At 71.3% G+C, this 13,205-nt stretch carries 15 protein-coding genes; 6 read left to right on the top strand and 9 right to left on the bottom strand.

Annotated features, from left to right (window positions below; translation table 11 throughout):
- Positions 1-37: 37 nt before the first annotated feature.
- Genes OG780_RS05415 through OG780_RS05405 form a run of 3 tightly spaced genes read left to right on the top strand, consistent with a single transcriptional unit; the run spans position 38 to position 1,353 of the window.
- Positions 38-847: a GvpL/GvpF family gas vesicle protein gene (locus OG780_RS05415; RefSeq protein ID WP_328445227.1), complete on the top strand. Its 810-nt coding sequence runs from the start codon at positions 38-40 to the stop codon at positions 845-847.
- 3 nt (positions 848-850) lie between these two features.
- Positions 851-1,078 carry a gas vesicle protein gene (locus OG780_RS05410; RefSeq protein ID WP_261707551.1) on the top strand — a complete coding sequence of 76 codons (228 nt, stop codon included), beginning with the start codon at positions 851-853 and terminating at the stop codon, positions 1,076-1,078.
- The gene (locus OG780_RS05405) at positions 1,075-1,353 is read left to right on the top strand and encodes a gas vesicle protein K (protein ID WP_328445222.1); all 279 of its coding nucleotides are present in this window, start codon (positions 1,075-1,077) and stop codon (positions 1,351-1,353) included. The genes OG780_RS05410 and OG780_RS05405 overlap by 4 nt, the downstream gene beginning before the upstream one ends.
- A gap of 75 nt (positions 1,354-1,428) precedes the next feature.
- On the opposite strand, the gene OG780_RS05400 is transcribed toward OG780_RS05405, so the two are convergent.
- The 5 genes from OG780_RS05400 to OG780_RS05380 all read right to left on the bottom strand — a co-directional run bounded on the left by OG780_RS05400 (position 1,429) and on the right by OG780_RS05380 (position 5,926).
- Positions 1,429-1,887: an ATP-binding protein gene (locus OG780_RS05400; RefSeq protein WP_328445220.1), complete on the bottom strand. Its 459-nt coding sequence runs from the start codon at positions 1,885-1,887 to the stop codon at positions 1,429-1,431.
- 226 nt (positions 1,888-2,113) lie between these two features.
- The gene (locus OG780_RS05395; protein WP_328445218.1) at positions 2,114-3,382 is read right to left on the bottom strand and encodes a PP2C family protein-serine/threonine phosphatase; all 1,269 of its coding nucleotides are present in this window, start codon (positions 3,380-3,382) and stop codon (positions 2,114-2,116) included.
- Entirely contained in the window at positions 3,382-4,191 is an 810-nt protein-coding gene (locus OG780_RS05390) for an alpha/beta fold hydrolase (protein ID WP_328445216.1), read from the bottom strand. Before OG780_RS05390 ends, OG780_RS05395 begins: the two co-directional genes overlap by 1 nt.
- A gap of 142 nt (positions 4,192-4,333) precedes the next feature.
- Positions 4,334-4,714, bottom strand: coding sequence for an anti-sigma factor antagonist (locus tag OG780_RS05385; RefSeq protein ID WP_328445214.1), 381 nt, complete (start codon positions 4,712-4,714; stop codon positions 4,334-4,336).
- Positions 4,715-4,975: 261 nt separating this feature from the next.
- Complete coding sequence (locus tag OG780_RS05380; RefSeq protein ID WP_328445212.1) at positions 4,976-5,926, bottom strand: NADP-dependent oxidoreductase; 951 nt, start codon at positions 5,924-5,926, stop codon at positions 4,976-4,978.
- Between the two features lie 71 nt (positions 5,927-5,997).
- On the opposite strand from OG780_RS05380, the gene OG780_RS05375 reads away from it, so the two are divergent.
- Entirely contained in the window at positions 5,998-7,008 is a 1,011-nt protein-coding gene (locus OG780_RS05375) for a GlxA family transcriptional regulator (RefSeq protein ID WP_328445210.1), read from the top strand.
- A gap of 123 nt (positions 7,009-7,131) precedes the next feature.
- On the top strand, positions 7,132-7,977 hold the full coding sequence (locus tag OG780_RS05370) for a hypothetical protein (protein WP_328445208.1): 846 nt from the start codon (positions 7,132-7,134) through the stop codon (positions 7,975-7,977).
- 33 nt (positions 7,978-8,010) lie between these two features.
- On the opposite strand, the gene OG780_RS05365 is transcribed toward OG780_RS05370, so the two are convergent.
- The 4 genes from OG780_RS05365 to OG780_RS05350 form a co-directional block, all read right to left on the bottom strand.
- A complete protein-coding gene (locus OG780_RS05365; RefSeq protein ID WP_328445206.1) occupies positions 8,011-8,565 on the bottom strand; it encodes a TetR/AcrR family transcriptional regulator in 555 nt (184 codons plus the stop codon).
- The gene (locus OG780_RS05360; protein WP_328445204.1) at positions 8,562-8,924 is read right to left on the bottom strand and encodes a DUF1304 domain-containing protein; all 363 of its coding nucleotides are present in this window, start codon (positions 8,922-8,924) and stop codon (positions 8,562-8,564) included. The genes OG780_RS05365 and OG780_RS05360 overlap by 4 nt, the downstream gene beginning before the upstream one ends.
- Before the next feature lie 137 nt (positions 8,925-9,061).
- Positions 9,062-10,693, bottom strand: a complete 1,632-nt coding sequence (locus OG780_RS05355; RefSeq protein ID WP_328445201.1) for an amidohydrolase — start codon at positions 10,691-10,693, stop codon at positions 9,062-9,064.
- 45 nt (positions 10,694-10,738) lie between these two features.
- Positions 10,739-12,232, bottom strand: a complete 1,494-nt coding sequence (locus OG780_RS05350) for an APC family permease (protein ID WP_328445199.1) — start codon at positions 12,230-12,232, stop codon at positions 10,739-10,741.
- A 117-nt stretch (positions 12,233-12,349) separates the two neighbouring features.
- Here OG780_RS05350 and OG780_RS05345 point away from each other — a divergent pair, with 117 nt between their 5' ends.
- A complete protein-coding gene (locus OG780_RS05345; protein WP_328445197.1) occupies positions 12,350-13,114 on the top strand; it encodes a TetR/AcrR family transcriptional regulator in 765 nt (254 codons plus the stop codon).
- The last annotated feature ends 91 nt before the right edge of the window (positions 13,115-13,205 follow it).

The following is a 13,205-nucleotide window of genomic DNA, read 5'->3' as shown; positions in this document are numbered from 1 at the left end:
GTCCCGAGTCGGCGAGGAACAAGGAGAACCGAGGCACATGACGGAGCGCGGGCCCGAGCTTTCGGGCGACACCATCTACGTGTTCGCTGTCTGCCGGAAACCGGACCCCTCGGTCGTGGTCGGGCTGCCGGGTGTCACCGACGAGGCGCCCGTGAGTTCACTGCCTCTGGGGGCACTGACGGCCATCGTCCAGTCCGTCCGGGCAAGCGACTTCACGGACGAAGTCTGGCAGGCGCGCCTGTCCGACCAGCGGGAACTGGAACGGTACGCACGCGCCCACCACGACGTCGTCGCCGCCGTCGCGGCCTGCTGCCCGACGGTCCCCCTGCCGATGGCCACCCTGTACCACGGTGAGGACAGGGCGCGAGAGGCACTCGCCAAAGAGGCGGATCGGTTCGATGCCGCGCTCAAGCGCATCGCACGCCATGCCGAATGGGGTGTGAAGGTCTACGCGCCGCCCTGCCCGCGAGACGACACGGTGCAGACGGCGCCCCGGCGCGTGACGCCGACCGAGCGGTCACGCCCGGAGCCTGGGGCCGGCCTCGCCTACCTGAATCGAAAACGAGGCGCACAGGAGCGCCGCGAGCGGATCCAGGACGAGGCACTGAGGACCGCAGAAGAGGTGGACACCGAAGTCCGGGGCCTCGCCACCGCCTCCCGCACGTTGCGACCGCACGTCCAGCCCGCCGGGGAACGCCGGGTCCAGGTCCTCAACGCGACCTACCTGGTGGCCGAACACCGCGCCGGCGAACTGGCCCTGCTGACACAGACGCTGCGGGAACGCACCGGGGCGGAAATCGAGCTGTCCGGGCCATGGGTGCCCTATTCCTTTGTCGGCGAGGTGTAGACCGTGACGCACGACGTGGTGCCCTGGGACGCCCCCGGGCCCCTGAGCGGCCCTATCGGTGTTCCGCTCGTGGATCTGCTGGACCGCGTCCTGGCGACCGGCGTGGTGATCAGCGGGGATCTGGTCATCGCCATCGCCGACGTCCCCCTGGTGCGGCTGTCCCTCCATGCCCTGCTGTCGTCCGTCAACGAGCGTGTCCCGGCTCCCTGGGCGGACGGCGGCCCCCTGTGAGCGGCTCCCGGCTCGACCTGGACTCCGACCGGATGGGGCGCGACCTGGTCGCCCTGGTACTCACCGTGGTCGAGCTCCTCAGACAGTTGATGGAGCGCCAGGCGATCCGCCGTGTCGAGCAGGGTGACCTCAGTGACGAGCAGGTCGATGAGATCGGGACCACGCTCATGCTCCTCGACCAGCGGATGACGGAACTCTGCGAGCAGCACGGAGTGCGCCCGGAGGATCTCAATCTCGACCTCGGCCCGCTCGGGACCCTTCTGCCCAGGAGTTGACGCGGTTGATCCGACCGGTGGCGGAGGCGTGCTCGGTCTTTTCCGGCACCAGCCCGAATGCCTTGGGGCCCAGGCTCATCCTGGCCCAGGTTCTGAGTCGTCTCCCAGGGCGATGTGCGCCGTGACGCGTTTGCCGGACGGTTCTGCCTGGACCTGGAACTTCCGGGTGACGGCTCTGACGATCTCCAGGCCGTGCTGACCGATCCGGAGGGGATCGACGTCGAAGACGATCGGCTGGGCGCGGCCGCAGTCGCGCACGGTCACCTCAACCGTGGTCTCCTCGATGCGCAATTCCATGAGGATGGGGCCTGGCGCGTATTTACGGGCATTGGTGACCAGCTCGCTGACCACCAGCTGGGTCAGGTCCATCACACGGGCGGAGACGACGACGTTCTGATCTGCCTGGGCATGGGTGAGGAAGTCCGCCGCGCGATGGCGCGCTGCGGCGATGCAGGAGTTGCCTCCGTTCAAAGGGACAGCGGTGGCTATGGGGTGGGTGCTCGGCGGTCCCGAGTCCTTGCCGGACGAATCCATGTCTATTCACCTTCGTTCCCTATTGTCACGACATGTACCCCGGGTGGCGCGGAAGATGTTGTTCTCACGCACCTTCTTCGCTGTTCGGGCGCCGCACCGCGTTCATTCAGGACGAAGCCAGGGAGCGGTCTGCGGTGTCAGGTGCGCTGCGGCGGTCCAGGGCGCCGGCCGGCTCCGGCCACCGGGCCCGCCGGTGTGGTGCGGGTGCGGACGCCCGGTTCGTGGGTCACGTCTGCGCTTCACCGCTGTGCCGGGGCACGTTGAAGGCCAGGACCGCGGTGTCGTCGTCCACGCCGGTGCCGAAGGTGTCGAGCAGGTCCCGGATCGCGGCCACGGCGTCGCGGGCGGTGGTGGGTGCCAGCTCCTGGGCGAACTCCAGCAGCGCTTCGTCGCCGTAGCGGCCGTCGGCGGCGCCGGCGGAGTGGGCTTCGGTGAGACCGTCGGTGTACAGGAACAGCGTGTCGCCGGGGTCGAGGCGGATGGAGGTGGTGGCGATGTGGGCGTCGGGCAGGACGCCGACGAGTTGGCCGCCGGGGGTCGGCAGACAGTAGGCGTGGCCGTCGGAGCGCATCAGCAGGGCCGGCGGGTGGCCGCCGCTGGCCAGGGTGACCTGGAAGCCGCCCTCGTCCCCGTCCGGGGTGAGCAGGCCGAAGATGACGGTGCAAAAGCGTGGGTCGTCGCCGTTGTACTCGTGATTCAAGACAGTATTGAGATTGGCGAGCACCGCCGCGGGATCCGGGTCGTACACGGCGGCCGCCCGCAGTGTGTAGCGCGCCAGAGAGGTGACGGCCGCGGCGGCCGCGCCCTTGCCGCAGACGTCGCCCAGGAAGAATCCCCAGGTGCCGGAGTCCAGGGGGAACAAGTCGTAGAAGTCGCCGCCCACCTCGTCGGCGGAGGCGACATGGTAGTACGCGGCGACGTCCAGTCCGGGCACGTCCACCAGGGTGGGAGGCAGCAGCGTCTTCTGCAGGGTGGCGTTCAGTCGCTTCAGGCGTTCACGTTCCCGGTCCGATTCCTGACGGGCGCGCAAGAGTTCGGACTCGTACGTGCGCCGGTCCCGGGCGTCGAAGACTGTCGTGCGGATCAGCAGCGGCTGTCCGTCACTGCCGCTGCGGATGACAGAGGTCACCAGAACCGGGAGCCGGCCGCCCCCGGCGGTTTTGAGTTCCAGGGCGATGCCGCTGATCTCGCCCTGCATACGCAGCAGTGGGCCGAAATGGGTTTCGTGGTAGAGCCGGCCTCCGACGGTGAGCAGATCGGCGAAGTCCTTCCGGCCCACCAGGTCGCTGTTTTCGTATCCGAGCCAGTTCAGCAGAGTCTGGTTGATTTTCGCGATGCGGCCGTCGAGGGTCGTGGACAGGTACCCGCACGGTGCGTGCTCGTACAAATCCTCCGCGCTGTCCTCCAGTAACGCGGAGAACGTGGCCTGGTCGGCACCGGGCCGAGCGTCCGGGGCAGGACCCTCGCTCCTCCCGCCGTGGTCGGTTCTGCGCATCAGCGGTCGGCTCCGGCGAAGGCGGAGATCGCGGCAGCTGTCTCCTCCGGGGCGGCGAGCTGCGGACAGTGCCCGGTGGCGTTCAGCGTGATCAGCCTGCTGCCGGGAATCCGTGCCTGCACGAACGCCCCCACCTCCGGAGGGGCGAGCGCGTCCTTGGAGCACTGCGCCACGAGGGTCGGAACCCGCACATGGGCAAGGGAATCGCGGTGGTCGGACAAGAACGTGACCCGGGCGAAGACCCGGGCGATGTCCGGATCGGTGCGGCAGAAGCTGTTGGCCAGCTCCTCACCCAGTTCCGGACGCTCGGGATTGCCCGTGATCACCGGGGCCATGGCACGCGACCAGCCCAGATAGTTCGCGTCCAGCGACTCCAGAAGCTCCTCTATGTCTTCGGCGCTGAACCCGCCGCGATAGCCGGTTGCCGGGTCGTCGATGAAGCTGGGAGAGGGGGCGAGAAGCAGCAGACCGCTGAACGCATCGGGCTCCCGCGCGGAGGCCACGACACCCATCATGGCGCTCACCGAGTGTCCGACGAACGTCACGGGACCCAGCGCGAGCTCGTGACAGATCTCCAGTACGTCCTCGGCATAGCCGTGGATCGTGGAGTAGCGCCGCTCGTTCCATGATGCCAGGTCGGAGCGTCCTGCCCCCACGTGGTCGAAAAGCACCACCGTGAAATCGCGCTCCAGCAGCGGTACCACCAGTCGCCACATGTTCTGGTCGCACCCGAACCCGTGCGCGAGGACCACGACGGGGCCGCCCGTCCGGCCGGTCACCCATACGTGGTTCCTGCTCCGCACGTCCATGGAGCCATCCTCGCAGACCGCTCCTGGGTCCCGGCCGAAAGTCCCGGCCGGTCCGTGGACCACGCGCGATCGTGTCAGCGACGTGTGGATCACCACCTGGAGCACTCCCCGCTGCTGAGCTGCTGACCGGTCCGCCGGGCCCTCAGGACAGGTCCGATACGGCCTCCGGCCGGTTCAGTGCCTCCTCCAGCGAGGCCGCGGGCGGCAGGATCTTCGAGAGCCCCGTCAGCCGGAACATGCGGAGCGTCAGCGGATGGGCGCAGACCAGGTGCAGCCGGCCGCCCCGGTCGAGGACGCGGCGTCTGGCGCGGTACAGCAGCCGCAGCCCCGAGCAGTCGAAGAACTCGACGCACCGCAGGTCGATCACGACCTGCGGTGCGGGGTCCGAGGTTGCCGCGTCCAGGAGGGGGGTGATCTCCGTCGAGGCGAGCAGGTCGATCTCCCCGTGCAGTTCCAGCACCACATGACCGTGGGCATGGTGGATCCGCAGATGACTGGTGCACGGTGCGAAGTCGCTCGCCACGCGGACATCACCTCCAGCCGGCTGTGGGCCTGCTCCCGATGGCTCGAGAGCGGGCTCACCGGAGGCCGGGGGCGACGACTCGTCAAGCGATCACTGGACACGACCAGGGCGCCGGTTCGATGTAAAACCGTTTCCTGCTCTGCAAGTTACCCTCGTTGAGGTGAATTCCAGCATGTTCGATTGACATATGTCTTCGCTGTGCGCGGCGAGTTGACCGCTGCGCCCGGCCACCGCTGTCCCGCCCACCCGGTCGCGCGGCCGTCAGTCGACCACCAGGACCAGCTTCCCCGTGGTCCGGCCCGTGTCGCCCAGGGCGTGTGCCTTGGCGGCGTCGGCGAGCGGGAAGGTCTCGGCGACGGTGGCGCGCAGCGCGCCCTTCTCCACGAGATCCGCGACCGCCCTCATGCCCGTCTGGTCGGCGTCGACGAGCATCCGCACCGCCCGGACCCCGAGCCGCTCGGCCTCCTCGTAGAACGCGTCGGAGCCGACCGGCAGGATGGAGACGACCACGCCTCCGGGGCGCAGGACACGCAGCGAGCGCAGTCCCGTGTCGCCGCCGATGGTGTCCAGGACGACATCGACGTCGCGCACGGCCTCGGAGAAGTCGACGCTGGTGTAGTCGACCGACTCGTCCACGCCGATGGACCGCAGGAAGTCGTGCTTGCCCGCGCTCGCGGTGCCGATCACGTACGCGCCGAGGGACTTCGCGATCTGGACGGCCACATGGCCGACCCCTCCGGCCGCCGCGTGGATCAGCACCCGCTGGCCCGGCCGCACGCCGGCCCGCTCGGTCAGTGCCTGCCAGGCGGTCAGGGAGACCAGCGGGAGGGCCGCGGCCTGCGTGTGGTCGATCACCGACGGCTTGCGGGTGAAGGCGCGGGCCGGGCCGGTCACGTACTCGGCGTGCGAGCCGTGGCCGAAGGGGTAGGGCAGCATGCCGAAGACCTCGTCCCCGGGCTGGAAGAGGGCGACGCCGATCCCGGTCGCCTCGACCACGCCGGAGACGTCCCAGCCGAGGACGAAGGGCGGCTCGCCGAGGAACCCGCCGTTCTCGCGGTGCTTCCAGTCGGTCGGGTTGACGCCCGCGGCCCGTACCCGGACCAGGATCTCGTTCGGTCGCGGCGAGGGCCGCTCCAGGGTCACTTCCTCAAGAACTTCGGGACCGCCGAGGACGGTCTGGCTGATGGCTCGCATGGTGTTCACAGTGCTCATGGTGAACCAGCCTGCCCGGGGACGCCGCGACAGAAAATGGCATGATTGCCAACCTTCGATAAGATCGTGCCATGCGGAAGACGGAGCAAGCGGAACAAGCGGACCGGGCGTGGTGCCGGGAACGAGGGGAGCCGGGGCGGCGCGTGGAGCGCGTCGTGGTCCTGGCGCTCGACGGGGTCTATCCCTTCGAGCTGGGGATGCCCAGCCGTATCCTCGGCGCGGCGGACGGCCGCTACGAGGTGGTGACCTGCACCGTCGACGGAGGTCCGGTCCGTACCGACGCCGACTTCTCCATCACCGTCGAGCACGGTCCCGAGGTCCTGCGGACGGCGGACACGGTGGTGATCGCCGCCGTCACCCCGGCCGCCCTCCCCGTCGGCCGTTCCGACGAGGTCGCCGCCGCCCTCGCGTGCATCCGTCCGGGCACGCGCATCGTCTCCATCTGCACGGGCGCGTTCGTGCTGGCCGCCGCCGGTCTGCTGGACGGGCGTCCGGCGACCACGCACTGGCATGTGGCCGACGAGTTCCGGCGCCTGTTCCCGCGGGTCGACCTGGACCCGGACGTCCTCTTCGTGGACGACGGCGACATCCTCACCTCGGCCGGAGCGGCGTCCGGCATCGACATCTGCCTGCACATCGTCCGCCGCGACCACGGCAGCGAACTGGCCAACAGGGTGGCCCGGCGCTGTGTGGTCCCGCCGCTGCGCGAGGGCGGCCAGGCCCAGTTCATCGAACAGCCCGTCCCGGAACCCTCGACGGCGAGCACCGCCGCCACCCGCGACTGGGCACTCGCGCGCCTCGGCGACCCGCTGACCCTGACCGATCTCGCCGCCCACGCCGGAATGAGCCTGCGCACCTTCGCCCGCCGCTTCAACGACGAGGTGGGTCTCAGCCCCGGCCGCTGGCTCATCCAGCAGCGCCTCTCCCGGGCCCGCCATCTGCTGGAGGCCAGCGATCTGCCGGTGGACCGGATCGCGGGCGAGGTCGGCTTCGCGACGGGCGCCTCGCTGCGCCAGCACCTCCAGGCGACGATCGGCGTCTCGCCCCAGACCTACCGCCGGACCTTCCAGACCGCGCGCTGACCCCCGCGGGACCGTCCGCGTGAGGCCATGCGCCGTCCCCCGGGCGATCACCCGCGCCGGCCGGCGAACGAACGTCCGCACCCGTGCGTCGTAGGAGCACCGACGACGGGTGGAGGAACAGTGGTGAGGACGCGCAGCGGGATCGTGGCCGCGGTGGTGCTGGTGGGGCTCGCGGCGGCGGGGTGCGGCGGGGACGGGCACGACACGCTGGTGGTGACCGGCAGGGTCCCCGCCACCCCGTACACCGGGCCGCTGGACCTGCCGTACACGGTGGAGGACGACGGGGATGCGCAGGAGAGTTCGGGCGCGGCGGGCCGGGCGCTGGAGTGCGAGGGCGCGATCCGGGCGGGCGACGCGGGTGACGCGTGGAGCAAGGGCGACGGCGGTTCGACCCCCGAGGAGGGGCTGGAGGCGTACTTCGACATCTACCAGCCCGAACTGCCCGATCGGGGCTACCGGGTGGAGCGTACCGAAGGGGATCGCGTCCTGTTCTCGTACGACGTCGCGGGCCGCACCAAGGTCGCCGTCGTCGTCGCCAAGGACCAGCCGCGGCGCCCGGGTTGGGGCCCGGAGACCAGCGCGTCCTGCGACCCTTCCGAGTTCCCCGCGAGCTGGACGAAGGCGCACGGGTACGAGATCTGGACGGACCGGGACGGCCACCGCGTGCCGACCACCAAGGTGTCCAGCACGGCCGGTGCCGAGCACTGCGACTGGCAGAGCGCGCACTTCCTCGACCTGGGCCGGTACGGCCGTCAGTACGCGCGCGATCCGCGCGGGGTCCTCCCGCCCGAGGCCCTCACCGCCGCCTACGACCCGGACGTCCGCATGCCCGCCGACGCGCGTGACACCGGCTACCGCTACGGCGACCGGAGGCTCTGGCTGACGCCGGACCGGTCCACGGCGTACGTCAGGACCTCGCACGGGGTGGAGGCGTGGCCGGCGACGACCTCGCGCTTCGGCTGCCGGTGAGCTGCCGGGCGGTCCGCCGCCCGGCCCGGCGCGTCACCTGCTCGTGTGCAGGGCGACCAGGAGCTGCCAGACCTCGTCCGCGACGCTGTCCGGGGTGCCCTCCAGCAGGCCGTGCAGCCAGTCCCCGAGGACGCCCGCGAAGGTGGCGGCCACCGCGGAGGCGACGAGGGGGGCGTCCGGCGCGCCGGCGAGGGTGCGCTCGGCCAGGCTGCGGGCCCGCAGGTCGCGGTGGAGCACGAGGCCCAGCGGGCCGCCGCCGCCCGGACTCAGCAGCGCGCAGTAGAGACCGGCGTGCGGGGCGAGTCCGGTGAAGAAGGCCCGCAGCGCGGGGGGCGCGGACACCGGGTCGGGCCGGCCGCGCCAGGCGTGCAGCGCCTCCACGGCCTCCCGTACGACATCGGCGCACGCGTCGACCGCCAGGGCCTCCAGATCGGCGTAGTGCACATAGAAGGTCGCCCGGCCGACCCCGGCCCGCCGCACCAGCGCGGCGACACCGGTCTCCTCCAGCGGGTGTTCGGCGCACTCCTCCAGCAGCGCCTGCCGCAGCTTCGCGCGGGTCCGGGCGGCGCGCGGGTCGTCGGGCGTCATCCGGCGAGCAGGACGGCGGCCAGGGCGAGCGCCCCCGGCAGCGCCTGGGCGAAGAGGATGCGGCGGTTCGCGGTGACCGATCCGTACACACCCGCGACCACGACACAGCACAGGAAGAAGACCTGCGCGTCATGCCCGGTCGGGTCCGCCGCGATCAGCCCCCACACCAGACCCGCGGCCAGGAATCCGTTGTACAGGCCCTGGTTCGCGGCGAGCGGCGCGGTCGCCCGTGCCATCGGCGCGTCGAAGCCGTGGAGCCCCCGCCCCGGCTTCTTCTCCCACAGGAACATCTCCAGCACCAGGATGTACGCGTGCAGCGCGGCCACCAGGCCCACCAGCACGCTCGCGGCCGTTTCCATCGCGGGCGGACTCCGATCCGTCTCGTCACTTCTTGGACAGGTGTCCACTATAGCTGGACGACTGTCCAAGAAGTGACGGCGGCGGCAGAGAAGCCGGAAGGGCCGTGCGGCTCAGCGAAGCCGGAAGGCAGTGCGGCTCAGGCGTCCGGCGCGGTGTACACGCGCTTCCCTCCGACGTAGGTGAGCGCGACTCCGGTCTCCTTGAGCGCTTCCGGCGGTCCCGCGAACGGGTCGCGGTCCAGGACGACGAGATCCGCGAGGGCACCCGCCCGTACGCTCCCGGTGTCGTCGAGGTGGTTCACGTACGCCGTTCCCGCGGTGTACGCCGTCAACGCGGCGGTCAGATCGATGCGTTCGGCCGGCAGGAACACCGGACCCGGCTCGTCCGGGCTCACCCGGTTGACCGCGACATGGATGCCCTGGAGCGGGTCGGGGCTGCTGACCGGCCAGTCGCTGCCCGCCGCCAGCCGAGCGCCGGAGCGCAGCAGCGACCCGAACGGGTACTGCCAGGAGGCCCGTTCGGGCCCCAGGAAGGGGATCGTCAGCTCGTCCATCTGCGGTTCGTGGGCGGCCCACAACGGCTGGATGTTCGCGGTGGCGCCGAGCGCGGCGAAGCGCGGAACGTCGTCGGGGTGCACGACCTGGAGGTGCGCCAGGTGCGGACGGGTGTCGCTCGGCCCGTTCGCCCTGCGCGCCGCCTCCACGGCGTCCAGGGCATGGCGTACGGCGCCGTCGCCGAGCGCGTGGAAGTGGCACTGGAACCCGAGCGCGTCCAACTCGGCGACGTACGCGGGCAGACGGTCCGGGTCGATGAAGCTCTTGCCCCGGTTCGCCGTGGCGCAGCCGCACTTGTCGAGGTAGGGGTCGAGCAGCGCGGCGGTGCCGTTCTCGGCGACCCCGTCCAGCATCAGTTTGACGCTGCCGGCCCGGAACCTGCCGTGCCGCAACGCGGCCCGGCGCTCCACGAGTTCGGGGATCTGCTCGGCGCCGCGCTCCCGGTCCCACCACAGGGCACCGACCACCCGCGCGGTCAGCGAACCGTCACGGGCCGCCGCCATGTACGCCTCCGACGGATCCTCCATGCCGAGGAAGGTGCCGACGATCGCGTCCTGCCAGGCGGTGATGCCCAGGGAGTGCAGACGGCGCTGGGCGTGCAGCAGCGCGGCGAGCCGGTCCGCCGACGTGGCCGGAGGAGTCAGCCGGCCGACCGACTGCATGGCCCCTTCCTGAAGCATGCCGGTGGGCTCACCCGAGGCGTCCCGCTCGAAGCGTCCGTCGGCGGGGTCGGGCGTGTCCCGGGTGACGCCGGCGAGTTCGAGGGCGCGGCTGTTGACCCAGGCGCCGTGATGGTCCCGGTTCGGCAGATACACCGGCCGGTCGGGTACGACCGCGTCCAGGAGCTCCTTGGTGGGCGTACCGCCCGCGAAGGCCTCCATGGACCAGCCGCCGCCCGTGATCCACTCCCGTTCGGGGTGCGCGTCCGCGTACGCGCGGACGGCGGCGACGGTGTCCTCGGCCGTCTTCGCGCCGGTGAGATCGCACTGGGCGAGTTCCAGGCCCGCCGGGACCGGGTGGACGTGCGCGTCCTGGAACCCGGGCAGCAGCAGCCGCCCGGCCAGGTCGACGACCTCGGTGCCCGGTCCCGCCAGATCATGGACCTCGGCGTTCCCGACGGCGGTGATCCGCTCGCCGGTGACGGCCACCGCGGTCGCGGTGCGGCCCTCGGGGGTGAACACCGGGCCGCCGGTGAAGAGAAGGTCAGCGTGCATGATTCCGTTTCCTTGTTCCGTTTCCCTTTTCGGGTCGCCGGAAGGTCAGTTGGGGGTGGCCAGGAGCTGCGGCGCGTCGGCGTCGGTTCCCCGTCCGGTGGTGAAGTACGCGGACTTGCGGCCCCACTTGGCCCACGCCCCGACCACGAAGCCCGAGACGATCATCAGGGTCGGGGTGAGCAGCAGGAACCAGCCGTTGTCCGCGCTGACCTCGAAATGATCGGCCGAGTCGTAGAAGGACCAGGCGAGATAGCCGCCGAGGCAGAGCAGCGCCACGGCGCTCAGGGCGGGCAGGACGACCGCGCGTATCCCGTCCCACAGGTTCTCGCGCAGCAGCCCGCGGAACCGGGCGGCCGCCGCGAGGGCGATGAGCGCGTACGACAGCGCCACGACGATCCCTACGGCGTTGACCGTCGCCATGATCATGTCGGCGAGGCGGGGAATCACCAGCGAGAGCGTCGCCACCGCCACGGCCATCGCGCCGATGAGCAGCGTGCCGGTCGCCGGAGTCCCGTACCGGGCACTGACCCTGGACCACACGGGTCCGAGCGTACGGTCCCGGCTCATCGCGAACATCCCGCGCGCCGTCGGGATCACCCCGGCCTGCAGCGAGGCGACCGCGGAGAACATCAGCGCCACCAGGGGCAGCGCGGCCAGCGGCTGGTCGGCGAGCCGGTTCCCGAGGAAGGCCAGTCCCTCGGCGCCGTGCCCGGCCAGTTCGTCCTCGGACAGCACCCGCTGGAAGGCCACCGAACCGAGCAGGAACAGCCCCAGCATCGTCACCAGCGTGATGGTCCCGGCCCGCGAGGCGTCGCGCGGATCGCGCACCTCCTCGTTCACGGTGAACGCCGCCTCGAAGCCCCAGTAACAGAACACCGACAGCAGCAGGCCCTGCGCCAGCGCCGTCGCCGACGGGATCTGGAACGGGTCGAACCAGCTCAGGCTGAAGGGGTGCGGACCGCTCACGATGCCGTACCCGCAAAAGGCCAGCAGGACGACGTACTCGAAGACCAGCAGCCCGGTCTGGAGCCGCGCCGCGGTTCTGACACCGGTCACCGCGGTGAACGTGACGGCGACGAGGACGACGACGCCCACGGCCGTGGTCTGGGCGGTCGAGCCCGGATCGAGCGTCAGCCCCGCCACCGTGTGCAGGCCCGCCTGGCCGGCGAGCTGGATCATCGCCGAACCGGTCACCGCCGTGGTGTACGCGAGGAACGCCACCGTGGCCACGATGCTCACCCAGCCGACCAGGAAACCCAGCCAGGGACTGAGCGAACGGCCCACCCACACGTAGCCGTTGCCCGCGTTCGGCTCGACCCGGTTCAGCCGGGAGAAGGCACCCGCGATCCCGAGGATCGGCACGAAGGCCAGCAGCATGATCGCGGGCAGATGCAGCCCGACCACCCCCGCCGTCACTCCGAGGCCGATCCCGATGCTGGTGGTCGCCGCCGTGCTGGAGGCGGCGATGGCGACACCGTCCAGCAGGCCGAGGGTCTTGCGCAAGGACGGGGGATCCACACCGTACGGCTTCTGCGTCATGGCCTGCTCCGATCGCACCCGGGGCCTGATTCCGGCCCGATGACCGGAAATGAAACTGCCCGGGGCCTTAACAGGTCAACGGTGTTGTCATAAGGTGCCCGCACCGGAGGGAGACCCATGACGTCCACGAACGACCGCGTCGTCCCGCCCGCCGCCCGGCGGCGCAGACGCCCCACCAAGACCGGCGTCGTCCTCTCCGAGGAACTGATCGTCGAAACCGCCCTGCGGCTGCTCAAGGAGCACGGCGCCGACGCGCTCACCGTCCGCCGCCTCGGCCTCGCCCTCGGCGCCGACCCCAGCGCCCTGTACCGGTACTTCCGCGACACCGACGACCTGCTGCTCGCCATCGCCGACGAGCTCATCGGCCGCACCCTGCGCGTCTGGCACCCCACGGGGGAGTGGCGGGCCGACCTCAGGGAACTCGGCCTGCGGGTGCACGCCGGGTCCCTCGCCCATCCGCAGGCCGCCGTGCTCAGCTCCTACCGGGTGACCGGCCGCGCCCACGAGATCCAGGCGGTGGAGACGATCCTCGGGGTGCTCCGCGGCGCCGGATTCCCCGACCCCGAGGCCGTACGGATCTACCACGCCTTCGTCGACCAGGCCCTCGCGTTCGCGGCCCTGGACGCCGCGAGCCTCGCCCTTCCCCCGGCCACCCGCGAGGCCGAGGCCGCCGTGTGGCGGGCGACGTACGCCCGGCTGCCCGCCGACAGCCACCCGAACATCGCGGCGACGGCCCGCCATCTCGTGCACGACATGCGGCGCAGCGCCTATCCGACGGCGCTCGACCTGCTGCTCGGCGCCGCCGCGGCCCGGCTCGCGGAGATCACCGCGGGAGGGTCCGCCGCAGGACCCGCGCCGAACGGACCCGGCCCGTCACACTGAGGCCCGCTCCACCGTCATCCGTGCGGAGCGACCTGCCCGCCCCGGGCGGGTGCGCCGCCCGTACGCCGTCGACCAGGAGGCCGTCCGCAGA

Origin of the sequence: Streptomyces sp. NBC_00386 (assembly GCF_036063235.1) — a bacterium.
Classification (GTDB): domain Bacteria; phylum Actinomycetota; class Actinomycetes; order Streptomycetales; family Streptomycetaceae; genus Streptomyces.
The sequence above is the reverse complement of the archived record's forward strand: the minus strand, read 5'-3'. Positions and strand labels throughout refer to the sequence as shown.

Bases quoted from the DNA above. Each gene is read 5' to 3' on its own strand.
- OG780_RS05415 (WP_328445227.1), top strand. From the start codon at position 38: ATGACGGAGCGCGGGCCCGAGCTTTCGGGCGACACCATCTACGTGTTC.
- OG780_RS05400 (WP_328445220.1), bottom strand. From the start codon at position 1,887: ATGGATTCGTCCGGCAAGGACTCGGGACCGCCGAGCACCCACCCCATA.
- OG780_RS05395 (WP_328445218.1), bottom strand. From the start codon at position 3,382: ATGCGCAGAACCGACCACGGCGGGAGGAGCGAGGGTCCTGCCCCGGAC.
- OG780_RS05390 (WP_328445216.1), bottom strand. From the start codon at position 4,191: ATGGACGTGCGGAGCAGGAACCACGTATGGGTGACCGGCCGGACGGGC.
- OG780_RS05380 (WP_328445212.1), bottom strand. From the start codon at position 5,926: ATGAGCACTGTGAACACCATGCGAGCCATCAGCCAGACCGTCCTCGGC.
- OG780_RS05375 (WP_328445210.1), top strand. From the start codon at position 5,998: ATGCGGAAGACGGAGCAAGCGGAACAAGCGGACCGGGCGTGGTGCCGG.
- OG780_RS05365 (WP_328445206.1), bottom strand. From the start codon at position 8,565: ATGACGCCCGACGACCCGCGCGCCGCCCGGACCCGCGCGAAGCTGCGG.
- OG780_RS05360 (WP_328445204.1), bottom strand. From the start codon at position 8,924: ATGGAAACGGCCGCGAGCGTGCTGGTGGGCCTGGTGGCCGCGCTGCAC.
- OG780_RS05355 (WP_328445201.1), bottom strand. From the start codon at position 10,693: ATGCACGCTGACCTTCTCTTCACCGGCGGCCCGGTGTTCACCCCCGAG.
- OG780_RS05350 (WP_328445199.1), bottom strand. From the start codon at position 12,232: ATGACGCAGAAGCCGTACGGTGTGGATCCCCCGTCCTTGCGCAAGACC.
- OG780_RS05345 (WP_328445197.1), top strand. From the start codon at position 12,350: ATGACGTCCACGAACGACCGCGTCGTCCCGCCCGCCGCCCGGCGGCGC.